This is a genomic window from Burkholderia pulmonis, from assembly GCF_984667975.1.
The window spans coordinates 1852624-1875480 of record NZ_OZ480186.1 but is presented as its reverse complement, the minus strand read 5'-3'; the positions used below and the strand labels follow the sequence as shown (position 1 = coordinate 1875480).

Sequence of the window (22857 nt, the reverse complement as noted above, 5' to 3'; positions counted from 1 at the left end):
GGCTTGTCCGGGACTCGACGAATAATTCTTGTGCGTGAATTTATATTCACACTCAGGAATTATATTGTCAAGCCCGGCGGCACCCGGCTGCCGCCCGGATAACGTCGCCGTGCGCAAGTGGGGACGACACCGAACGCAGGCCGGTTGCAGTGGCGCCCCGCCCTTCGCTAAGCTGGCGGACAACGTTCATCCGGAAAAAAACAAGGCGGAATATTCATGAAACGGTTGTGGCTGGCGGCCTTCGTACTCGCATCGACGCTGGGCGTCGGGCACGCGCAAACCCAGACTTTCCATTTCGGCGAAGGACAGACGCAGATGCCCGGCGCGACGCCGCGGGCCGGCGCATCGACTGCCCGGCCGGCGCCCGCGCGCCGGCACGTGACGCCTTCGCCCCATCACCGGCGCGCGGTCCACAAGCGCCGCCCTTCGCGCCACGCGAAGCCCGCGCGCAGCGGGATCTACACGCACGCGTGACATCGCGTTCCCGGCGTGGCCGCCGTGCACGGAACTGTCACGAACGGCCGGTAGCATCGATGCGGCTGCCTGTACGCCGTCGTGCCGTGCTTGCCGGGCAACCTGCCGCCGACGCGCATTTTCTCCACGATTCAGCACCTGTTTTGCCGAACATGAGTACCGGGCCGGATACCCTCGCCGTCACCAAGGAGCGCGCCACCATCGTGTGCCGCCAGCGCAGCAGCGTGCTGCTGGTTGCCCGTGAGGCGTCGCGCTGGTCGCTGCCGGGCGGCACGATCCGGCGCGGCGAGACGCCGCTCGAAGCCGCGCAGCGGGAGCTGGCCGAGGAAACGCGGCTGGAAGGGCTCGCGCTCGACTATGCGGTGCAGTTCGGCGGGCTGACGAAGCTTCATCACGTGTTCGTCGCCGACGTGCCGGCGCACCTGATGCCGCGCGCGAGCAACGAGATCGCCCGCTGCAAGTGGTTCACCGTCGACCGCCTCGACACGGTCCATGCAAGCGTGCCGACGCGCAAGATCATCGAGCTGCTGCGTCTCGACTGTTTTTCGGCGATCGTGAACGGCCGGCTTCGTTGAGGGCGCTACGGCCCGCGCCGGTCATCCACGCAGGAACGGGCCGGCCTTGCGTTCGAGCAGCGCGACGAGTTCGGGCTGCATGAACGCGTAGCGGTCGGGAATGTCGAGACAGACGATCTTCTTGCGCTTCAAATGCGCGCCGAACTGCGCGGACAGCTTCGCCTTGTGTGCGCGCTCCATCACGAACACGATATCGGCCCAGTCGAGCTGATCGACGGACAGGCGCGTCTCTGCATCGGGCGCAAGGCCGGCGGAGTCGGTGTCGAGGCCCGGCCATGCAGCGAACACCGTTTCGGCCGTCGGGCTGCGCAGCCGGTTGCGGCTGCAGATGAACAGTGCCCGTGTCATGTCGCTTCGCGGCCGCCCGACGCTGGCCCGCTCATCCTTGCGGAATCGTGCCAGGCCGTACGTACGCGAGCATGTGCGGCACGTAGTCGGCCTTGCCGAGCTCGACGCCGTGATGGCGCAGGATCGCGTACGCGGCGATCGTGTGGAAGTAGAACTGCGGCAGCGCCCAGTCGCGCGCGTACTGTTCGCCCGTCATGTCGAATGCGATCCCGTTCGGCAGCTCGAGCGCGATCGGCAGCGCAGCGCCGCCATCGAGCGCGTCCGGCGCAAGTTCGCCGAGAAAGGCCAGCGTGCCGGCGATGATCGCCTGCGCATCGCCCGGCGAACCGGGCTGCGCATCCGCGCCCCATCCCGCTTCGCGCAAGGCCAGCAGCGCTGCCGGCAGCGGTTCGCCACGCAGCCGGTAGACGGGCTCCATCGCCTGGAAACACGAGAAGCGCACCTGTGCGGCGAGCGGATACATGTCGGGCGCGAGCTTCAGCGTCATCGCGGTGTCGGGTTCGTCGCCCGCGGCCTGCCGGTGCGCGACAGCCTTGTCGAGCCACGCGGACAGTGCACGCAGCATCTGGGTGTACGTCGGAACGAGAAGTTGGGTGGGTGACACGCATATGCTCCTGTGTTGGGGTTCGCACCACGATATCAGCGTGGGCGGGAAACTGCCTACTTGGCGCGCAGGGCGGACAGCGCATGCGAAACGCGCGCGACCACGCCGGACCAGTCCGTTTCCGTCGCCGCTTGCCTGAACAGCGTGACGGCGCCCGGGTACCACACGGAGGTCGTTTCCGTGCTGCTCCAGCGCCAGTCGGTGGCCACGTTCGACAGCAGGATCCACGCAGGCTTGCCGAGCGCCGCGCTCAGATGCATGACGGCGGTATCCACGCCGATGACGAGGTCCAGCCGGGAGACGATCGCGGCCACGTCGGCGAAATCGGTGACCCGGCTGCCGAGGTTGACGATGAAGCGATCGCCGATCCCGGCACGCAAATCCGTTCCGGTTGCGTCCTTCTGAAGGCTGACGAACGTGACGCCGTCGGTTTGCCACAGCGGCGCGAGCGTTTTCAGGCCGGGCAACGAGCGCACGCGGTCGTTCGCGTTGCCGGGATTACCTTGCCACACCAGGCCGACGCGCAGGCGCCCGGCGGGAATCAACCGCTCCCATTTCGATGCCGCGTGCCGATTGGCATGGAGATACGGCAGCGCCGACGGGATGGACGCTGGCGATTCCCGCAGGTTGACGGGAATGCTCCAGACGTAAGTCCAGAAATCGTGTGGCGGGCAGGTAGACGGATCGAACGATTCGCGGGCAACGACGGCATCCGCTTCCGGTAGGGTCGCAAACAGCCGGTGTGTCGCGGCGGAGCACACCAGCGTGATCCGTGTCGCGCCGAGCATCTTGAGCGTCTTGACGTAGCGGGCCAGCTGTATCTGATCGCCGTGCCCCTGCTCCGGCCAGATGAGCAGCGATGCGCCGTCGATCGGCTCGCCGTGCCACTGCGGGAACGATACGTCGGGCGGACGGGAGAATGCGTGCTGGAGATCGGGGGCATAACGCGCTTCGAAGAGCGGCAAACCTTCGGTCCAGTCGTTGCGGTGAAGCAGCAGATTCCCCAGATTGAGCCGGTATTCGGACCGTCCGGGCTCGAGCGCAGATGCATCGCGATACGCGGCTTCGGCTTCGTCGTAGCGGCCCAGGTCTTTCAACACCAGCCCGAGTGCGTTCAGCGCGACGGAGTCGCCGGGCGCTTGCGCGACGGCGATGCGGATCGCCCGTTCGGCCGCTTCCAGACGGTGCCCGGATCGGAGCAGCAGGCCGAGATTCAGATGTCCGTGGCCGTGGCCGGGCGCCTTCGAAACAGCACGCAGAAACGCCTGTTCGGCGGCGGCGTACCGTCCGCCCGATTGATACAGCACGCCCAGATTGTTGTCGATATCGGCCGATTCGGGCGCCGCCTGCGCGGCCCGGTTCAGGCAAGTCTCGGCAGCGGCGAGGTTGCCGAGCTTCAAATGGCACGCGCCGGCGATGTTCAGCAATTCGCCGTGATCCCCGTGATGCGCCAGAAGCGCGTCCACCGCCTGGATCGCGGTATCGAACCGGCCCTGCGTAAAGTGTTCCCTGACCGGCGCGAGGGTCGCGTCGTCGATCGGGGAAGATTCGGGGCGGGGTTGCATGGATCGCATGATCATCGTCGCGGTCGGGACGGTGCAAACCGCTACGGTTTGACGTGTCGCGCGAGGAACCGGTCGAACTGCGATGCAAATGCCTTGCCGTCGCGCGCGCTGAACGGCGCCGGCCCGCCGGTATCGATGCCCGCGCTGCGCAACTGGTCCATCATCGCGCGCGTCGACAGGCGTTCCTCGATGTTCTCGCGGCTGAACCAGTTGCCGCGCGGGTCGAGCGCATGTGCGCCCTTGTCGAGGACGGCGGCGGCCAGCGGGATGTCGGCGGTGGTCACGAGGTCGCCGGCTTCCACCAGTTCGACGATGCGCGCATCGGCCACGTCGAAGCCGGCCGGCACCTGCACGGCCTTGATGAACGGCGACGGTGGCGTACGCAGAAACTGGTTCGCGACCAGCGTCACGCAGATTTCGGCACGACGCGCGGCACGGAACAGCATGTCCTTGATGACGGCGGGACACGCGTCGGCATCGACCAGTACTTGCATGGCGGTTTTTTTCCAGTGGACAGAAGCACAAGCGGCGATCATAGCGCACCGCCGGCCGGCCATCAGCCGGCGAGATCCGTGCGAAGCGCGTCGGCCATCAGCCACTGCGCTCCCCAGGCGGCGGCGAGCCGCGCGCCCTGCCCAATCCGCACGGCCGCATCGTCGAAATCGACGAACACGACGTGATCGGCTGCCGGGGGCCTGGCCGGCGTCTCGCGCGTGCGTCCGTCGGACAGCACCCACAGCCAGCGCTGCTTGCCGGGCTCGCGCCGCGCATCGCGTGCGAGCAATTGCCCGGCCGCCGCGATGCCGTCCGCGAGCGGCGTGCCGCCGCCACCGTCGACCGGTTCGAGCCAGCGTGCATTCCACCAGCGCGGCACGGCGGGGCCGAAGCGTCGCGCGGCGCCCTGGCCGCCGAAGCAGATCAGCGCGGTCTCGACGCGCTCGCGGGCGGCCTGATCGAAATACGCGACGATCAGCCCCTTCGCGAGCGCGAGCCGCTCGTGCGCCAGCATCGACGCCGAACAATCGAGCACGAAGCAATGCAGCGTACGCGGCGTGCCGGCCCGTTTCCGGAAGCGCAGATGATCGCGATGCAGCAGGCCGCCGCGTTTCGCGGCGAGCGTCGCCGGCCACGCGATGGACGTGCCGTCACGTACCGTGCCCGGCACGTGCGCGGTTGCGCCTGACTGCCATCGAGGACCGCGAACGGCGTTCGCGGCGGCGCCGGCTCGATGGCTCAGCGTTTTTTTAGCGGCAGCGGCACGACGCTTTTCACATCGCGCAGCCCGGCAGGCTCGGGCGGCAGGTAACCCCAGTCGCCCTGCGATGTCGACGCATCGTTTTCAGTGTCGTCCGGCGGGTTATCGGGACGTCGGCGTGCATCCGGCGGTGAACGATCGCCGCGTTCGTCAGGGTGTTGCGTCGATCCGTGCGATGGCGGCATCCCCGCATGGCGCCGGTGTCGCAACACCGCTTCGGCCACCCGTTCGACATGCGATACCGTCACCGCCCCGGCCTGTTCCAGCGCGGCCAGCGCCCGCGCGGCACGCAGCATCACGAGATCGGCCCGCAGCCCGTCGACGGCCGCGTCGATGCACAGCGTGCTGACGCGCGCATGAACCGCATCATCGAAATCCAGCATCCCCAGCCGCGCACGCGCCGCATGAATCCGGTCGCCGAGTTCACGCCGGGCAGACGCATGACGTGCGCGGAATGCGTCCGGATCGAGATCGAACGCGAGGCGCGCCTTCACGATCCGCTCGCGTTGCGCGGCGTCGAAACAGTTCTCGAGTTCAACCATCAGCCCGAAGCGGTCGAGCAACTGCGGGCGCAGCTCGCCCTCCTCGGGATTCATCGTGCCGATCAGCACGAAACGTGCGTCGTGTGCGTGCGACACGCCATCGCGCTCGACGATGTTCACGCCGCTCGCGGCGACGTCGAGCAGCGTATCGACGAGCCCGTCGGCGAGCAGGTTCACTTCGTCGACGTACAGCACACCGAGATGCGCGCGGGCAAGCAGGCCCGGCCGGAAGCGCACGCCGTTTTCGGCGAGCGCATGTGCGAGATCGAGCGTACCCGTCACCTGTTCGTCGCTCGCCGACAAAGGCAGCGTGACGAACTGCCCTTCGGGCAGCAGCTCCGCGAGACCGCGCGCGGCGGTCGATTTCGCCGTGCCGCGCGGCCCGCTGACGAGCACGCCGCCGAGCGACGGGTCGATTGCGGCGAGCAACAGCGCCTGCTGCAGCGCGTCCTGTGCGACGAGCGCCGCGAACGGAAAAACCGCGCGTGCGCGGTGCATCGTCGGATCGGTCATCGCCGTCCCCCTTCCTGGAGTTGTTCGCTCGCGAGCCAGACCGCCTCGATCCGCTCGCGATAGTCGCCCGGCTGCTGCCACAGGCCGCGCTGCATCGCCTCGACGAAGCGTTCGCAGATACCGTGCAGCGCCTTCGGGTTGTGCCGTTCGAGGAACGCGCGGGTGGCGTCGTCGAACAGGTACGCGTCGACGACGAGCGCGTACTGGTGGTCGGACAGCACGCGCGCGGTCGCGTCATAGCCGTACAGGTAGTCGACGGTGGCCGCCATCTCGGCCGCGCCCTTGTAGCCGTGGCGCTTCACGCCGTCGAGCCATTTCGGGTTGACGACGCGCGAGCGGATCACGCGCGCGATTTCCTCGCGCAGCGTGCGCATCTTCGGCGCGACCGGGTTCGCATGGTCGCCGTGGTAGATGCTCGGCTGCTGTCCGGACAGGTGCCGCACGGCCGTCGTCATCCCGCCCTGGAACTGGTAGTAGTCGTTCGAATCGAGGATGTCGTGCTCGCGGCTGTCCTGGTTCTGCACGACGACGTCGATTGTCGCCAGCCGCTCGCCGAATACATCGGCTGCCGCGTCGCCCGCACTGTTCTGCGCATACGCATGGCCGCCCCACTGGCGGTACGCGTCGGCAAGATCGGCGTCGGTCTGCCAGCGGCGCTGGTCGATCAGGTCCTGCAGGCCCGCGCCGTAGCTGCCCGGCCGCGCGCCGAACACGCGCCAGCCGGCGCGGCGCCGCGCTTCGTCGGGCGCCATGCCCTGCGCGATCCATTTCGCGCGTTCGTGCTCGATGCGCGCGCGGACCGGGTTCAGTTCCTCGGGCTCGTCGAGCGCGGCGACGGCCTGCACGGCTGCGTCGAACAGGTGCATCAGGTTCGGGAACGCGTCGCGGAAGAAGCCCGACACACGCAGCGTCACGTCGATGCGCGGCCGGTCGAAGATCTCGATCGGCAGGATCTCGAAGTCGGTCACGCGGTGGCTGCCGTGCGCCCATTTCGGCCGCACGCCGAGCAGCGCAAACGCCTGCGCGATGTCGTCGCCGCCGGTGCGCATCGTCGCCGTGCCCCATACCGACAGGCCGATCGCGCGCGGATAGTCGCCGTGATCCTGCAGATGACGCTCGATCAGTTGCTGCGCGGATTTCAGGCCGAGCGACCACGCGGCCTGGGTCGGCACCGCGCGCGTGTCGACCGAGTAGAAATTGCGGCCGGTCGGCAGGACGTCGGGACGGCCGCGCGACGGCGAGCCGCTCGGCCCCGGCGGCACGAAACGGCCGTCGAGCCCGCGCAGCAGCTGGCGCATTTCCTCGCCGCCACACGCGTCGAGCGCGGGCAGCAGCGTTTCGCGGACACGTTCGATTACCGCGAGCGTATTCGACCATTCGCCGGGCGGCGTCACGTCGACTCCGTTGTTGCACAGCCCGTCCAGCCATTGCTGCGCGAGCCGTTCGAGCCGCTCGCGCGTATCGCCCGCATGGCGCCAGGGCGATGCGTCGAGCGCCTGCAGGATCGCCGGTCGCGGGCCGGTCCACGGCGCGGCCCAGTCGGCCGCGAGCGGATCGAAGTCGTCGCCGAGCGCGAGATCGCGCGCCAGCGCGCCGATCAGCCCGGCCCGCGCGCCCTTGCCGTCGCCGACCGGAAAGCGTGCGAGCGCGAGCAGCGTATCGCGGCGCTGGCGATCGGCCGGCGACAGGCCGAACACGTGCAGCCCGTCTCGGATCTGCGCTTCCTTCAGTTCGCACAGCCACGCGTCGACGCGCGTGAGCAGCGCGTCCTCATCGCCGCTATCGCGCGGCGGCGACACGCTCAGTTCGTCATGCAGGCGATGCTCGGCGATCGTCGCGAGGATCGTCTTGCGCAGCAGCTTCGCGCGCCGCGCATCGACCATCAGCGCTTCGTAGTATTCGTCGACCTGCCGTTCGAGATCCTGCAGCGGGCCGTAGTTTTCCGCGCGCGTGAGCGGCGGCATCAGGTGATCGACGATCACGGCCTGCGCGCGACGCTTCGCCTGGCTGCCTTCGCCCGGATCGTTGACGATGAACGGATACAGGTGCGGCAGCGGGCCGAGCGTCAGGTCTGGCCAGCATGCGTCGGACAGCGCGACGCTCTTGCCCGGCAGCCATTCGAGATTGCCGTGCTTGCCGAGATGGATGACCGCGTCGATGCGGTACGCATCGCGCAGCCAGAAATAGAACGCGAGATACGCATGCGGCGGCACGAGATCCGCATCGTGGTAGCTCGCGTAGTCGTTTTCGCCGCGCGAGCGCGACGGCTGGATGCCGACGAACACGTTGCCCGCGCGCCAGCCGGCGATCGTGAAGCGCCCTTGCCGCAGCGTCGGATCGGCTTCGGGCGGGCCCCAGCGTTCGTTCAATGCGTCGCGCACGGCTGCCGGCAATCGCGCGAAACGCGCGACGTAGTCGGCCAGCGGGAAGCTCTGGAACGCGGGGCGCAACGCGTGCACGGCCGCGTCGTTGGTCACGCCTTCGATGAGCCGCGCGATCAGCGCATCGCCGTCGGGCGGCAGGTCGGCCAGCGCGTAGCCCGCATCGCGCAGCGCCGCGAGCACGCGCAGCGCGGATGCCGGCGTGTCGAGCCCCACGCCGTTGCCGATCCGCCCTTCGCTTTGCGGATAGTTCGCGAGAATCAGCGCGACGCGCTTGTCGGCGTTGTCGAGCGTGCGCAGCCGGCACCAGCCGCGTGCGAGGGCCGCGACGAACGCGATCCGCTCGGCGTCCGGCTGGTAGCGCACGACGTCGACCTCTGTATGCGGGCAGCGATACGCGAGCCCCTTGAAGCTCACCGCACGCGTGACGATGCGGCCGTCGACTTCCGGCAGCGCGATGTGCATCGCGATGTCGCGTGCATGCAGGCCCTGATTGTCGGCCACCCACGCGTCGCGATTGCCGCCGGACAGGATCACCTGCAGCACCGGCGCATCGCCGGCGAGCACGTCGTGTTCGGGGCTGTCGATCGAGCCGGCCGCGAATGCGGTCGTGTTCAGCACGAGTGCCACGCCATGGGTATCGCAGAGCTGCGTGATGACCTCGCGGCTCACCGCGTCCTTCAGCGACGTCACCGCGATCGGCAGCGGATTCAGCCCCTGCTCGACCAGCGCGTCGGCCAGCGCGTCGAACACGGCCGTGTTCGCGGCCTGCCAGTGCGCGCGATAGAACAGGATCGCGACGACGGGCGCGCCGGGCGTCCAGCGCGGCCGCCAGTCGTCGACGCTCGCGCGGTCGCGCGCCGGGTGATACAGCGCGGCGGCCGGCAGCGGGCGCGGCAACTCGGGTTCGTCGCCGAACCCGAGCGTATTCCATGCGATGCTGCGCAGCAGCGCGTCGGCGTTGTGCACGCCGCCTTCGCGCAGGTAGCGCCACCACAGCCGGCACAGGTCCGGCGTGACCGTGCTCTTCGCGACGAGGTTCGGGTCTTCCTGCAGGTCGCCCGAGAACATCGCGAGCTGCTGCCCGCGTTTCGACGCGAGCGACACGGCCTGCTCGATCCCGTACGGCCAGTAGGCTTCGCCGCCGAGGTGATCGATCACGACCGTCTTCGCGTGGCGCAGCACGTCGTCGACGTAGAAATCGACCGACGCCGGCTGGCGCAGGAACGTGACGTTCGCGAGCCGCACGCTCGGGAATCCGGCCGGCAGATGCGGCACGACGCTCGCGAGCAGCGACAGCGTCGTGTCGGCCGAACTCAGGATCACGATGTCGGCCGGCTGCTGGTCGATCCGGACGACGCCCTGCGTATCGTCGACGAAGCCGCCCGGCGTGGTGCGCAGCAGATGCATCGCGCGTTACGCCTGTTGCGGCTCGGCCGCGCACGCGGCGTCGAACGCGCGTTGCAGCGCGGCCGCGTCGAGATCCTCGCCGATCAGCACGAAGCGGCTCGCACGCGTTTCGCCGTCCTGCCAGCGCCGGTCGAAATAGCTGTCGAAGCGGCGGCCGACACCCTGGATCACGAGCCGCATCGGCGCGCCGGGCAGCGCGGCGAAGCCTTTCGCGCGATAGATCGTGTGCGTCTCGACGACGCGCTGCAGCGCGGCGATCGTCGCTTCGCGCGTGCTGGCATCGCCCGACACGACCACCGAGTCGAAATCGTCGTGATGGTGGTCGTGATCGCCGTCATCGGCCGAGCCGTGATGGTCGTGACGCAGGTGGATCGTGTCTTCCGATGCCGATTCGAGGCCGAGCAGCATCGCGAGGTCGAGCTCGCCGCGCGTCGCGCGCACGATCTTCACCTGCGGCGGGATCTCGTCGCGGATCGCGGTTTCGATCTGCGCAAACTCCGCGTCGCCGACGAGATCGGCCTTGTTCACGATCACCAGATCGGCGGACGACAACTGATCGGCGAACAGCTCGTGCAGCGGCGATTCGTGGTCGAGGTTCGGATCGGCGCGGCGCTGCGCGTCGACGGCCTGCGGGTTTTCCGCGAACTGGCCGCTCGCGGCGGCCGGCCCGTCGACGACGGTCACGACCGCGTCGACCGTGAAGCTGTTGCGGATCGTCGGCCAGTTGAACGCCTGCACGAGCGGCTTCGGCAGCGCGAGGCCCGACGTCTCGATCAGCACGTGGTCGATGTCCGCGCGGCGCTCGACGAGCGCTTCCATCACCGGATAGAACTCCTCCTGCACGGTGCAGCACAGGCAGCCGTTCGCGAGTTCGTACAACTGGCCCGATGCTTCGCCCTGCGCGCCGTCGGCGTCCTCGCAGCCGATGCCGCAGCCCTTGAGGATTTCGCCATCGATGCCGAGTTCGCCGAATTCGTTGACGATCACCGCGATGCGGCGGCCTTCGGCGTGCTGCAGGATGTGGCGCATCAGCGTCGTCTTGCCGCTGCCGAGAAAGCCCGTGACGATCGTGACGGGAAGCTTGCGTAGGGTCATGGTAGGTCCGGTGTCGAAGAGGGAATCAGGACGGGATCGTCGCGTCGGTGGCGGCGTGGCAATGCATCGGGTGACGCGCAGGAAGATCGCCACGCAATCCGGACGGACAGCCGCACGACGGGCGGAACAACGGATCGGACATGGTGCTTCCTTGCGAACGGTCGACATCATGAATGCCAACACGGCTGCCGCCGGCCCTGCCCGCACCGCCTGCCGTTCGCCGGGCCGGCCCGGCGCATGCGCGCGGGGGCAGATCGGCGGAGGAAGCGTCGAACACCGGGCGTCGGGCCTGCTGCGGCCGTGGACGATGCGCCGCCTCCCCGCGGCGCTGAACCCCAACGTTTAGGCCGGTATCCGGGCTGACGAACACGCCGCTTCGCCTTCCCGGATGCGCGCGGCATCCAGTGGCGGTCGTCCGCATGCGTGCGGCATGCGGCGAAGCGGCGCTGCATCGCACTGTGCGCGATGCGTTCGCTTACCGTTGCGGGGGCAGCACAGGTTGGCTCGACTGCGGCGCAGGCAGGCTCCCTGTTTCCCGTTTAACTGCGCGCGCCGGAGCGGCGCGCGCGAGCACCAAAACGCGTGCGAGTGTAGGCGGCGGTGCGGGGAGCGTCAAGGCGGAACGGGCCGTCGGGCCGCATTCTGCACCGCTGCCGGGCCACGCCGGAGGCCGTGCGCGGCGGTTCGCACGGGCAAACCGCTGTGCTATCGTATGTGCCGCGTTCGGTGCTCGCATGCGCATTCCGTGCATGCAGTTAAACGGGAAACAGGAGGCGGACGACCGCCCGGCCTGTGCTGTCCCCGCAACGGTACGCCGCCCGCGCAACGCGCTTCCCCGCGCCTGCGCCCAGGTCGCCCGCGATGCCACTGCCCGTCAGCCGGGCGGGAAGGCTGCGGCCTGGCAAGCGGCCAGCCCGGATACCGGCCGACGCAAGGGGCGAGCCCGACGCTCGCCGAACGCCCGATCCGCGGGGGACGGATGGGGTGCGCATTCCGCCCGCGTTCGCGCGGGCTTCGCCCGATCCGTCATGTACTGCCTGCCCGCCGGCCGCCGCTGTGCCGCCCGCCTTCCCCTTTCCACTGTTTCGACGCGGTGCGAACCGTGCCGCGCGCAATGAGCCGCGCGTGGCTCATCGGCGCCGGCCCCGGCGACGCCGACCTGCTGACGCTCAGGGCCGTGCGTGCGATCGGCGCGGCGGACGTGCTGCTCGTCGACGATCTCGTGAACCCCGACGTGCTGCACCATGCGCGCGCCGACGCGCAGATCGAGCACGTCGGCAAGCGCGGCGGCCACGCGTCGACGCCGCAGGAGGCGATCGTCGCCGCGATGTTCGCGCACTTGCGTGCGGGCCGCAGCGTCGCACGGCTCAAGGGCGGCGATCCGTTCGTGTTCGGCCGCGGCGGCGAGGAACTGGCCGCACTCGGCGCAGCAGGTTTTCCGGTCGAGATCGTAAACGGCATCACCGCGGGCATCGCCGCGCCGGCCGCGCTCGGCATCCCGGTCACGCAGCGCGGCGACGCGCAGGGCGTGATCTTCGTCACGGGCCACGGCGCCGGTGTCGACGAGCCCGACTGGCGCGCACTCGCGGCGACGCGCATGACGATCGTGATCTACATGGGCATCCGCCGGCTCGATACGATCGTCGCCGCACTGCGTGATGGCGGCCTGCCGGGCGATACGCCGTGCGCGGCGATCGAGAATGCGACGCGTCCCGAACAGCGGCACGTGCTTGCGACGCTCGATACCGTCGTCGAACGCGTCGGTGCGACCGGCATCGGTTCGCCGGCGATCGTCGTGATCGGCCGCGTCGCGGCGCTCGCCGACGATCCGGCCGTGCGTGCCGCGCTCGGCGGCCGCGCATGATGCGCGTCGCGCTCGGTGTCGGCTTCCGCGCAGGCGTCACGGCTGCGCAACTCGATGCCGCGATCCGCGCGGCGCTGCAGTGCTACCCGGCTGCCGAACCGGCGCTCGTCGCCACGCTCGCCGACAAGGCATCCGCCCGGGCACTGCGCACGCTGTGCGCGCGACGCGGCTGGCCGCTCGTTGCGTTCGACGCGGCACAGCTCGCGAGCCGCCCGGATCTGGCCGCGAGCGGCCCGTCGGACGCGGCGCTTTCCCGCTTCGGCGTCGCGGGCGTGGCCGAGCCCTGTGCGCAGCTCGCTGCGCCGCACGGCCGGCTGCTGGGCCCCAAATCCATCCGGGACGGCGTGACGGTCGCGCTCGCCGGCCCGCTCTGAACCCTTTGTTTCGCTTTCGACAGGACGATTTCCGATGAAGACCGATGCCGAATCCCATCAACGGATGACCGAACGCCGCCGCGCCGGCCACGAGAAGAAGCAGGCCGCCGCCACCCAGGAAAAGGGCCTGCTGATCGTCAATACCGGCAACGGCAAGGGCAAGAGCACGGCTGCGTTCGGCATGGCCGTGCGCGTGCTCGGCCACGGCATGCGGCTCGGCGTCGTGCAGTTCATCAAGGGCGCGTTGCACACGTCCGAGCGCGACTTCCTCGGCGCGGTTGCGGAATGCGATTTCGTGACGATGGGCGACGGCTATACGTGGAATACGCAGAACCGCGACGCCGACATCGCGACCGCGCGCAAGGGCTGGGACGAGGCGCGCCGGATGATCGAAAGCGGCGATTACCGGATGGTGATCCTCGACGAGCTGAATACCGTGCTGAAGTACGAATACCTGCCGCTCGACGAAGTGCTCGCGACGCTCACCGCGCGGCCGGATTCGGTGCACGTCGTCGTGACCGGGCGGCACGCGCCCGACGCACTGATCGATGCGGCCGACCTCGTCACCGAAATGCGGCTCGTCAAGCATCCGTACAAGGAGCAAGGCGTGAAGGCGCAGCGCGGCGTGGAGTTCTGAGCATGCCGGCCTGCCCCGCGCTGTTCGTCAGCGCGCCCGCGTCCGGTCAGGGCAAGACGTCGGTGACGGCCGGCCTCGCGCGGCTGCATCGCCGGCTCGGCCGGCGCGTGCGCGTGTTCAAGACCGGGCCCGATTTTCTCGATCCGATGCTGCTCGAGCGCGCGAGCGGCGCACCCGTGCATGCGCTTGACCTCGGGATGGTCGGCGAGGCCGGCTGCCGTGCGCTGCTCGCCGAAGCCGCACGCGATGCGGACCTGATCCTGATCGAAGGCGTGATGGGGCTGTTCGACGGCACGCCGAGTAGCGCCGATCTCGCGGCCGCATTCGGTGTGCCGGTCGTCGCGGTGATTTCCGCGAAGGCGATGGCGCAGACGTTCGCGGCGATCGCGTTCGGGCTCGCGCGATTCCGGCCGGGTCTGCCGTTTCACGGCGTGCTGGCGAACCGCGTCGGCTCGGCGCGGCACGCGGAATTGCTGCAACAGGCGCTGCCCGACGACCTGCGCTGGCTCGGGCACGTGCCGGCCGACTCGGGCATCGCATTGCCGGAGCGGCATCTCGGCCTGCATCAGCCGGCCGACATCGGCGATCTCGACGCGCGGCTCGATCGTGCGGCCGACGTACTCGCGCAGACGGCGCTGGCCGCCTTGCCGCCGGCCGTCGCGTTCGCCGAACCGGACGCGGCGGCGCCGTTGCCGCGCGCGCTCACCGGCAAGCGGATCGCGGTGGCACGCGATGCGGCGTTCTCGTTCATCTATCCGGCGAATCTCGCACTGCTTGAGGCACTCGGTGCGGCGCTGCGGTTCTTCTCGCCGCTCGCCGACGAGCCCGTGCCGGACGATTGCGATGCGCTGTTTTTGCCGGGCGGTTATCCGGAACTACATGCGGCGACGCTCGCGGCGAATGTCGAGGCCGCGCGAACGATTCGTGCACACGCGGCCGCCGGCCGGCCGATCGTCGCCGAATGCGGGGGGATGGTGTATCTGTGCGAATCGCTGACCGACGTGGACGGCGTGACGACGCCGATGCTGGGCCTGCTGCCGGGTCATGCGACGATGCAGCGCCGGTTCGCGGCGCTCGGCATGCAGCAGCTCGAGACGCGCACCGGGCCGATGCGCGGGCATACGTTCCACTATTCGCGGCTGGCGACGCCACTGGCGCCGGTTGCTAGCGCCGCGCGCCCGGACGGCACGCCCGGCAGCGGCGAAGCCGTCTATCGCGACGGTGCGATCGTCGCGACGTACATGCACATGTACTGGCCGTCGAATCCGGATGCGGTCGTGGCGTTGTTCGGCGGGGAAGCGTTCTGAACGATCGCGCGTCACGCGCGATCCGGTTCCGTCACACCAGGAACGCTTCGGTCAGCTTCACCCAGTACGACGCGCCGGTCGGCAGTGCCGCATCGTTGAAGTCGTACCCGGGGTTGTGCACCATGCAGCCGCCTTCCCCGTCGCCGTTGCCGATGATCAGGTAGCAGCCGGGCCGTTTCTCGAGCAGGAACGCGAAATCCTCGCTGCCGGTGAGCGGTACCATTTCATCGATCAGGTTTGCGTCACCGACCCACTCGCGTGCCACGCCGCGCGCAAACGCCGTCATCTCCGCATCGTTGACGAGCACCGGGTAGCGGCGCTGGTAATCGATTGTCGCGGTCGCGCCGAACACGGCCGCCTGCGCATGCACGACTTCCTTGATGCGGGTCTCGAGCAGGTCGCGCACTTCCGGCTTCAGCGCCCGCACCGACAGGCGCATCTGCGCGCGATCGGGAATCACGTTGGGCGCCTCGCCCGCGTGGATCGCGCCGACCGTGACGATCGCCATGTCGAGCGGCGACACGTTGCGCGACACGATCGTCTGCAGCGCCAGCACGATCTGCGCGCACACGACGACCGGATCGATCGCCTTGTGCGGCACCGCGCCGTGGCCGCCGCGGCCCTGCACGTCGATAACGACGGTATCCGACGACGCCATGAACGACCCCGGCAGGAAGCCGAACTTGCCGGTCGGGAAACCCGGCATGTTGTGCATCGCGAAGATCGCATCACACGGGAACAGCTCGAACAACCCTTCGTCGAGCATCTTCTTCGCCCCGCCGAGCCCTTCCTCGGCCGGCTGGAAAATCAGGTTCAGCGTGCCCGAGAAGCGGCGCTCGCGTGCGAGATGCTTCGCGGCGGCGAGCAGCATCGCCGTGTGGCCGTCATGGCCGCACGCATGCATCTTGCCGGCGATCGTGCTCTGGTACGGCAGGCCCGTCGATTCGTGGATCGGCAGTGCGTCCATGTCGGCGCGCAGGCCGAGGCGCTGCCTGCCGTCGCCCACCTTCAGTTGCGCGACGACGCCCGTGCCGCCGAGCCCGCGATGCACCGTGTAACCCCACGACTGCAGTTGCTCCGCGACGAGGTCGCTTGTTGCGAATTCCTCGAAGCCCAGTTCCGGATGGGCGTGGATGCGGTGCCGGATCTCGATCATTTCGTCGGCAAGGCCTGCGGGGATCACGCTGTGCGTCACGGTGTCGTCTCCTTGTGTGCTGGGGAATGTGCAGGCAAGGATAGTCCGTTCAACGGCAACCGGGCAGACGGAAAGTCGTCACGGTAGCAACCACCAGTTGCCGTCGAATCGATGTCCGGATCCAGCACCGGGACGATTGGCGCAGGCTGAGACGCAGGCAAGCGCCAGCACGCGCACTGGCCCGATGGCACTTACGCTGCCCAGTCTTCGAGCGACAACCCCGCGACACGGCCGAATTCTCGGCCATTGTGGGTGACGAGCACCGCGCCGGCCGCGATCGCATGCCCGGCGATCGATGCATCGTTTGCGCCGATCGGTGTGCCGCGCCCGGTGAGATCCGCACGAATCGCGGCCGTGGCATCGACTGCCGCGGTATCCCACGACAGCACGCCGTCCAGTCGCGAAACAAAGGTCGTCACGAGTTCCGCATGCTTCGGCGACGCCTTTTTGCCAACGGCGCCAAACCGCATCTCGGCGTAGGTGATTGCCGATACGACGATCCGGTGCTGCGCGTTGACGCACGACTGCAACCGCGACAGCACCACGGCCGGCCGTTCGCGCATGATGAACGAACAGATGTTCGTATCGAGCATGTAGAGCGTGGTCACCGGCCGGACTCCGTCGGTGCGTCGGCGTCGCCGGACAGGTCGAAACGGCCGGGCTCGATGACGGCCGGACGCTCGGCGAGGAAATCGGCGTCGGCCAGCGGTTCGTTCGCGAACGACAGCCAGGTGGGACGCACCGGCCGCAGCAACAATGTGTCGCCCTCGCGGCGGATCTCGAGTTCCGTGACGCCCTCGAACTCCATGTCCTTCGGGATGCGGATTGCCTGGTTACGGGCGTTCTTGAAAATGGAAACGGTGCGCATGAGCCACTCCAGGGGAGTACGATGCGCCCATTCTAGGCATATGTCGGCATATGTCAATTTGACGGGATGCGAATCGGACGTCGCGCCCCATGCTGTCGCGGAGTGTCGGGTCATGTTGCCAGCCTGTCGTCGATGAAGGGTGAGATCCATTCTTCACGCCGCAGGCCGCGCGGTCCATATACCGGACGGCCGATGCACGCCCGTCGCAACGGCTGCGCGCAACGTCGTCCCGACGCTGCGCGCCTGTCCCGTCACGGCAACCGGAAAGTGTCAAAGAACGTATCGCGCTCGATCACGGTGAGCGCCGCGCGCTTGTGAGGGAAGTCGAATTCCTTCAGCGTGTAGAACCCGAGCCGGTGCATGTACGCGATGTGCCGCACGTGATCGACGCGCGGCTCGCCGACGAGCCGCTGGGTACGCGGTTCGTCGACGAACATGTAGTGCAGCACCCCGCTCCACCACGCATGCAGCTTGCCTGCGCTCTGGAAACGCGAGTCGCCGATCAGCAGGTGCAGCCCGCGATCGTAGTCGTGCGCGTCGTAGAACGGCGCGAGACGGTCCTCCTTCGCCCAGTAGAACTCGAAATAGCCGAACGGCTTGTCGTCGAAATAGCCGATCATCGGGTGCATGTGCGGATCGGCAAGCCGCTCGGCGAGATACGCCGCATGCTCGTCACGCGTGCCGCGCTGATCCCAGAAATGCGCGACGCGATCGAGGTTCATCCAGCCGCTGAACAGATCCGCATGTGCGTCGACGTCGACGGTACGCAGGCTGAACGTCATCCCGACCTGCGGCATGTAGCGTGCATAGATCTCGCCGGCCGGCGACGGCGGCCGCACCGGGTGCCGGTGGCCGTTCGTGATCGCATAGCGCAGCGGCGTCCCGCCCGACGCGGGAGCCTTCAGCCACGGCCGCGGGTTCTGCCAGAACGTGGTGCGCGACACGGTGAGCCGCAGCCTGTCGCCCGCCACCTGCGCGCCGTCGATCACGCCCTCGCGCACCGCACGCGCGACGTACGATGCGACGGCCGCCGCATCGGCGCCGCCGAGCGGCACCGAGATCGTCGCCGCGTCATGCCGCGTGTCGGTGTTGAACAGCGCGACGAACGTCGCGAGCAGCGCGTCCGGCGAATCGTCGGGCCGCCATGCGTCGAGCGTGTGTTCAACGAGGGTCGCAGCCGCACCGTCGAGCGCAGCGGCCACTGCCCCTTCGACGGCGTCCGCGACGCCCGCCGGTTTCGTCAGCGTGTCTTCCATCACAATGCTCCCGCGTCGTGGCGGTCGGCGAGGACATGCAGCCCCCGCTCGAGCGCCGGAAACAGGCTGCGCTGGAAGTTGTTCCAGCGCAGTTCGAGAATCGTGTCGTCCGGCGCGATCGGCGTGTCGAGCACGTCGGAGATCACTTCGCCGGAATCGATGCCGTTGTCGACGTAGTGGAACGACGCCCCCGTCATCGTCACGGGTTCGACGGACGACGTCGTGCCGGTCGCCCAGTCGACCCGTTCGCCGCGCGCGCCGTGCAGCGCGTCGAGCGTCGCCCACGCGCCGCGCCGCTGGTACGGCGAATCGTCGGCCGTGATGCCCGGGTGGATGTTCGCGATGCGCCGGTGAAAGCGCGCGCCGGGTCGCACCAGTTCGTCGAGGATCACGAGCAGCCCGTCGAGCACGACGACTTCGGCGTCGAGTTCGAGCAAGCGCTCGAGCAGGCGCCGCTCGAACGCCTGCTTGCCGGCCGCGCGCTGCTCGCGCGCATCGCGCGGCAGCCGCCGGTACGTCGACGGAATCGCGCAGAACAGTTCGTCGATCGGCCGGCCCTGCACCGTCAGGCCTTCCGGCAGGATCCACGGGCGGCCCGGCGTGCGCGCGAAGCCGTAGTCGGCCACCTTCGCACGGTCGGCCGGCGAACCGTCGTCGTCGTCGACGATCACGCCCTGGAGCGTGTAGCGTTCGCCGAGCGGCGAATCGTTCAGGCGCTCGACGAGGAATTCGAGCGGCGCCTTCATGTAGCGCGTGCCGCCCTGATAGGCGACCGGCTGGCCGGCACGATCGGCCGCGCCGTTGCGCAGCGACTGGATGTAGACGAGATTTTTCTTCGGCATGGATGCGTCGTGGATAAGCGGACGAAGGCACCGCGGCCAGCCCGCGCCGGCCACGAAGGCCGGCCGGCGGGCCGCGGCACGCGACGTCACCAGTTGTATTTCGCGGTGGCGATCACGGTGCGGTCGGTCCCGAAAACGCAGACGTTCGCCGACTGGCAACCGCTGATGTAGTGGCGGTTGGCCAGGTTCGTTCCGTTCACGGCGAAGCGCCAGTTACGCGTGTCGTAGTGCACGCCCGCGTCGAACAGCGTGACGCTCGATACCGTCAGCGAGTTGTCGGCCGCACCGGCCGACGCGCTCTGGTAGCGAATGCCGCCGCCGAGGCCGAAGCCGGCGAGCGGCCCCGTGTGCCACGTCCAGTCGGTCCACAGCGACGCCATCTGGCGCGGACGCGGAATGTCGACCGGCCAGTTGTTCAGCGAGACGTCATTGGCCTTCACGTTCTTCACGTCCTGGTAGACGTACGAAGCGATCACCGACAGGTTCCGCGTGACCTTGCCGGTCGCGCTCAGCTCGATCCCGCGCGAACGCACTTCGCCCGTCTGCACCGACTTCGTGCCGGTATCGTCCTGGCTCGGCAGCGCCGACGTGAGCACGTTGGTCTGGTTGATCTGGTAGATCGCCGCGTTCAGCATCAGGTTCTTGCCGGGCGGCTGCCAGCGCAGGCCGGCCTCGATCTGTTTGCCGCGCGTCGGCTGCGGCAGCCCGCCGCCGAGCAGGTTCACGCCGATCAGCGGGTTGAATGACGTCGCGTAGCTGACGTACGGCGACAGCCCGTAGTCGCCCTGGTACGTCAGGCCCACGCGGCCGGTGAACGCCGTGACGTCCGCCTTCGTCGACGTGCCCGCCGCGCGGTCGTCCATCCGCATGTTGACCCAGTCCTCGCGGCCGCCGAGCGTCAGCGTCCAGCGGTTCCACTTGATCTGGTCCTGCGCGTACAGGCCGAACGTGTTCATCGTCGTGTACGTGTTCGTGCGATACGTGGTGTTCGGCGGCGAGAACACGGACAGCGAGACCGGCGTGTAGACCGGGTTGTAGATGTTCAGCGTCGGTGCGGCGGCCAGCCATTCGCTGTCGGTCGCGGTCTGACGGTTGTACTGGAAGCCGAGCAGCAGCGTGTGCTGCAGCGGCCCCGTCGCGAAGCGGCCTTCGAGGTTGTTATCGATGTCGAAGCGGCTGTAGTTCATCTGGAACACGCCGGCCCAGCGATTGATGTCGGTCAGGCTGCCATCCGCGAAGCCCGCGCCGAACACCGAACCGTTGTCGAGCGACAGGTGCATCAGGCGGGTGTTCTGGCGGAACGTCCACATCGGGCTCAGGTTGCGCTCGAACTGGTAGCCGAGCGACCATTGCTTCTTGCGGTAATAGTTGAAGTTCGGGTCGCCACCATAGACGTCCTTGTCGAGCTGGCCGTTCGGGTTCGGCAGCACGGTGCCCTGCGCGGGCAGGAAGTTCGACGAGATGTCGCCCCAGTCCTGCAGGTACGTCGCGGACAGCGTCAGCGACGTATCCGCGTTCGGGCGCCAGCGGAACGACGGCGCGAGCGCGACGCGCTGGTCGTTGTTCGGGCCCGTCAGCGCATTGCCGTCGCGCGCGACGCCGACGAACCGGTACGCGTACTTGCCGTCCGCGTCGAGCTTGTCGCCCACATCGATCATGAACTGCTTGCGCGCGTAGTTGCCGAACTGCACGCCCGCTTCGCGCACGCGCTCGCCGTCGGGCTGCTTGGTCTGCACGTCGATGATCGCGCCCGGATCGCCCGCGCCGTACAGCACCGAGGTCGGCCCACGCAGCACGCTGATGCTGTCGATCATGTACGGATCGACGCGCCAGCTCGACAGGTTCAACGTGTTCGGCACCTGCAGCCCGTTCACGTAGGCGGTCGGCGTGAAGCCGCGCAGCGCCGCATACCAGTCCGACCGGTTGTCCGACCCGTACGACGAGAAGCCCGGCACGTAGCGCAGCGCCGCGTTCACGTCGGTTGCGCCGGTCATCTCGATCTGCTGCGCGGTGACGACGTTGATCGTCTGCGGGATCTCGTTGAGCGGCGTGTCGGTCTTGGTGCCGGTCTTGCTGCGTTTCGCGACGAGCCCGACCGTGCCGTCTCCTTCCGAGGCCGCGTTGACGGTGATCGCCGGCAGCGTGCCGTTTTGCGCGCCGGTCGACGCACCGCTTTGCGCACTGCTGGCCGCCGCCGTGGCGCCTGCGTTCACGGCCGGCGCCGTCTGGGCGTATGCGTGCCCTGCCGCCGCCGTACCGAACGCCACGCTTGCCGCGGCTGCGATCGCACGCAAACGCGTGCCTGTTGCCCACTCCATCTTTCTCTGCTCCACTTTTTTCATGCGGTCTCCGACCGCGCCTTTGTCAAAGAGCGAAAGCCATCCGGCCCGCGCTCACCCCGTTTTCCTGTCGTTTTTCATGTGCTGCCCGGGCCGCGCCTTCGTCATGGGCGGGCGCGATCCCTTCCTCGAGCGACGCGCAGATTTCGTCCGCGCGGCGCGCCAGTACCGACAGCAGCGTGTCGGACAATCCGTGGCTGTCTTCGCAGCAGCCTTGCAGGTAGATGCGCGGTGCGAAGTGCTCGGGCGTCGCGAGCAGGTAGTCGCGCGTGACGTCGCCGCGCGTGAGCGCATCGCCGAGATGCGGCGCGAGCCCTTCGAGCAATGCCGAATGCGTGTCGCGCCGGTAGCCGGTCGCGAGCACGAGCGCGTCGAAGCGCTCGACGCGCGTGGCGCCGCTCATCCGGTCGCGCAGCGTCAGCTCGATGCGGCCGTCGGCGGCGCGCACCGCGGCCTCGATCGCGCTGTTCGCGAGCAGCGCATGACGCGCGCTGCCGTCGACGCGCTGCAGGTACAGCATTTCGTAGATCTGCTCGATCAGCGGCCGGTCGACCACCGCGTAATTGGTGTCGCGATAGCGCTCGAGCAGCGCGCGGCGCGCGTCGTGCGGCTGCGCATAGACGACGTCGGTGAACTCGGGGCTGAAGATCTCGTTGACGAACGGGCTGTCGTCGGCCGGCTTCAGCGCGCCTGCGCGCATCACGAGGCTCGCGTCGACGTGCGGGAAGCGGCGCGCGAGGTCGATGAATACCTCGGCCGCGCTCTGCCCCGCGCCGATCACCGCGACGCGGCGGCGCTCGCCGTCGGGCGACGCGACGAGCCGGTCGATGTCGGTCAGGTACGACGACGAATGGATCACGCGGTCGCGGCCGAGCGCGGCGAACGCGTCCGGAATCGCGGGCGTGCCGCCGACGCCGACCGACAGCGCGCGCGTGACGCGCTGGCGCTCGTGGCCGGCCGCGTCGCGCGACAGCACGCGCAGCGCGTCGATCTTCGCGCCGTCGCCGCGCACGGGTTCGATCCCCAGCACGGTTTCGCTGTAATGGACGCGATCGTCGAACGCTTCCGCGACCCAGCTCAGGTAGTCATGGAATTCGACGCGGGTCGGATAGAAGTTCTTCAGGTTGACGAATTCGTTCAGCCGGCCGCGTTCGAACAGATAGTTGATGAACGTGTAGCGGCTTTTCGGATCGCGCATCGTGACGAGATCCTTCAGAAACGAAATCTGCATCCGGCAATCGTCGAGCAGCATCCCGCGATGCCAGCCGAATTCCGGCTGGCGCTCGACGAAGCAGTGGGTGAACGTGTGTGCACCGCTGCGCTCCGCGAGGCGCACGGCCAGCGCCAGATTCGACGGCCCGAAGCCGACGCCGATCAGGTCGAATACGGTTTCTCTCTGCATGTCTCAGCTCC

Annotated in this window: 21 protein-coding genes and 2 riboswitches; of the genes, 6 read left to right on the top strand and 15 right to left on the bottom strand. The window is 68.5% G+C overall.

The features are described 5' to 3' along the window. The first annotated feature begins 216 nt into the window (after window positions 1–216). Window positions 217–474: a hypothetical protein gene (locus AC5LXK_RS08685; protein ID WP_493388481.1), complete on the top strand. Its 258-nt coding sequence runs from the start codon at window positions 217–219 to the stop codon at window positions 472–474. Window positions 475–626: 152 nt separating this feature from the next. Continuing rightward, window positions 627–1049: an NUDIX hydrolase gene (locus AC5LXK_RS08680; RefSeq protein ID WP_493388479.1), complete on the top strand. Its 423-nt coding sequence runs from the start codon at window positions 627–629 to the stop codon at window positions 1047–1049. Between the two features lie 21 nt (window positions 1050–1070). On the opposite strand, the gene AC5LXK_RS08675 is transcribed toward AC5LXK_RS08680, so the two are convergent. The 8 genes from AC5LXK_RS08675 to cobW all read right to left on the bottom strand — a co-directional run bounded on the left by AC5LXK_RS08675 (window position 1071) and on the right by cobW (window position 10762). Next, window positions 1071–1397 (bottom strand): low molecular weight protein tyrosine phosphatase family protein, encoded by a 327-nt coding sequence (locus AC5LXK_RS08675; protein WP_493388477.1) that lies wholly within the window; start codon window positions 1395–1397, stop codon window positions 1071–1073. A gap of 31 nt (window positions 1398–1428) precedes the next feature. Next, entirely contained in the window at window positions 1429–2001 is a 573-nt protein-coding gene (locus AC5LXK_RS08670; protein ID WP_493388475.1) for a DUF1993 domain-containing protein, read from the bottom strand. Window positions 2002–2057: 56 nt separating this feature from the next. Further along, window positions 2058–3581, bottom strand: a complete 1524-nt coding sequence (locus AC5LXK_RS08665) for a tetratricopeptide repeat protein (RefSeq protein WP_493388473.1) — start codon at window positions 3579–3581, stop codon at window positions 2058–2060. 26 nt (window positions 3582–3607) lie between these two features. After that, on the bottom strand, window positions 3608–4060 hold the full coding sequence (locus tag AC5LXK_RS08660) for a YaiI/YqxD family protein (protein ID WP_493388471.1): 453 nt from the start codon (window positions 4058–4060) through the stop codon (window positions 3608–3610). 62 nt (window positions 4061–4122) lie between these two features. Continuing rightward, window positions 4123–4731, bottom strand: a complete 609-nt coding sequence (locus AC5LXK_RS08655; RefSeq protein WP_493388470.1) for a vWA domain-containing protein — start codon at window positions 4729–4731, stop codon at window positions 4123–4125. A gap of 68 nt (window positions 4732–4799) precedes the next feature. Further along, window positions 4800–5876, bottom strand: a complete 1077-nt coding sequence (locus tag AC5LXK_RS08650) for a magnesium chelatase ATPase subunit I (RefSeq protein WP_493388468.1) — start codon at window positions 5874–5876, stop codon at window positions 4800–4802. Beyond that, complete coding sequence (cobN, locus tag AC5LXK_RS08645) at window positions 5873–9667, bottom strand: cobaltochelatase subunit CobN (protein WP_493388466.1); 3795 nt, start codon at window positions 9665–9667, stop codon at window positions 5873–5875. Before cobN ends, AC5LXK_RS08650 begins: the two co-directional genes overlap by 4 nt. 6 nt (window positions 9668–9673) lie before the next feature. Continuing rightward, a complete protein-coding gene (gene cobW, locus AC5LXK_RS08640) occupies window positions 9674–10762 on the bottom strand; it encodes a cobalamin biosynthesis protein CobW (protein ID WP_493388464.1) in 1089 nt (362 codons plus the stop codon). A 328-nt stretch (window positions 10763–11090) separates the two neighbouring features. After that, a riboswitch (cobalamin riboswitch) is annotated at window positions 11091–11355 on the bottom strand. Between the two features lie 113 nt (window positions 11356–11468). After that, window positions 11469–11706: riboswitch (cobalamin riboswitch) on the top strand. Window positions 11707–11876: 170 nt separating this feature from the next. On the opposite strand from cobW, the gene cobA reads away from it, so the two are divergent. Genes cobA through AC5LXK_RS08620 form a run of 4 tightly spaced genes read left to right on the top strand, consistent with a single transcriptional unit; the run spans window position 11877 to window position 14944 of the window. Next, a complete protein-coding gene (cobA, locus tag AC5LXK_RS08635; RefSeq protein WP_493388463.1) occupies window positions 11877–12626 on the top strand; it encodes a uroporphyrinogen-III C-methyltransferase in 750 nt (249 codons plus the stop codon). Beyond that, window positions 12623–13000, top strand: a complete 378-nt coding sequence (locus tag AC5LXK_RS08630; RefSeq protein WP_493388461.1) for a cobalamin biosynthesis protein — start codon at window positions 12623–12625, stop codon at window positions 12998–13000. Before cobA ends, AC5LXK_RS08630 begins: the two co-directional genes overlap by 4 nt. Window positions 13001–13034: 34 nt before the next feature. Continuing rightward, window positions 13035–13637 (top strand): cob(I)yrinic acid a,c-diamide adenosyltransferase, encoded by a 603-nt coding sequence (gene cobO, locus AC5LXK_RS08625; protein ID WP_269507198.1) that lies wholly within the window; start codon window positions 13035–13037, stop codon window positions 13635–13637. Between the two features lie 2 nt (window positions 13638–13639). Continuing rightward, window positions 13640–14944 carry a cobyrinic acid a,c-diamide synthase CobB gene (locus tag AC5LXK_RS08620; protein ID WP_493388460.1) on the top strand — a complete coding sequence of 435 codons (1305 nt, stop codon included), beginning with the start codon at window positions 13640–13642 and terminating at the stop codon, window positions 14942–14944. A gap of 31 nt (window positions 14945–14975) precedes the next feature. On the opposite strand, the gene AC5LXK_RS08615 is transcribed toward AC5LXK_RS08620, so the two are convergent. From AC5LXK_RS08615 to AC5LXK_RS08585, 7 genes are all read right to left on the bottom strand, one after another. Beyond that, window positions 14976–16139 (bottom strand): M20 aminoacylase family protein, encoded by a 1164-nt coding sequence (locus AC5LXK_RS08615; protein ID WP_493388459.1) that lies wholly within the window; start codon window positions 16137–16139, stop codon window positions 14976–14978. 191 nt (window positions 16140–16330) lie between these two features. Further along, a complete protein-coding gene (locus tag AC5LXK_RS08610) occupies window positions 16331–16747 on the bottom strand; it encodes a PIN domain-containing protein (RefSeq protein WP_493388457.1) in 417 nt (138 codons plus the stop codon). Further along, on the bottom strand, window positions 16744–17007 hold the full coding sequence (vapB, locus tag AC5LXK_RS08605) for a type II toxin-antitoxin system VapB family antitoxin (protein WP_493388456.1): 264 nt from the start codon (window positions 17005–17007) through the stop codon (window positions 16744–16746). The genes AC5LXK_RS08610 and vapB overlap by 4 nt, the downstream gene beginning before the upstream one ends. A 251-nt stretch (window positions 17008–17258) precedes the next feature. Continuing rightward, complete coding sequence (locus AC5LXK_RS08600; RefSeq protein ID WP_493388455.1) at window positions 17259–18263, bottom strand: GNAT family N-acetyltransferase; 1005 nt, start codon at window positions 18261–18263, stop codon at window positions 17259–17261. Beyond that, the gene (locus AC5LXK_RS08595) at window positions 18263–19105 is read right to left on the bottom strand and encodes a N(5)-hydroxyornithine transformylase PvdF (protein ID WP_493388453.1); all 843 of its coding nucleotides are present in this window, start codon (window positions 19103–19105) and stop codon (window positions 18263–18265) included. Before AC5LXK_RS08595 ends, AC5LXK_RS08600 begins: the two co-directional genes overlap by 1 nt. Window positions 19106–19191: 86 nt before the next feature. Next, window positions 19192–21423 (bottom strand): TonB-dependent siderophore receptor, encoded by a 2232-nt coding sequence (locus AC5LXK_RS08590; protein WP_493391204.1) that lies wholly within the window; start codon window positions 21421–21423, stop codon window positions 19192–19194. A gap of 46 nt (window positions 21424–21469) precedes the next feature. Further along, window positions 21470–22846, bottom strand: coding sequence for a lysine N(6)-hydroxylase/L-ornithine N(5)-oxygenase family protein (locus AC5LXK_RS08585; RefSeq protein WP_493388452.1), 1377 nt, complete (start codon window positions 22844–22846; stop codon window positions 21470–21472). Between the last annotated feature and the right edge of the window lie 11 nt (window positions 22847–22857).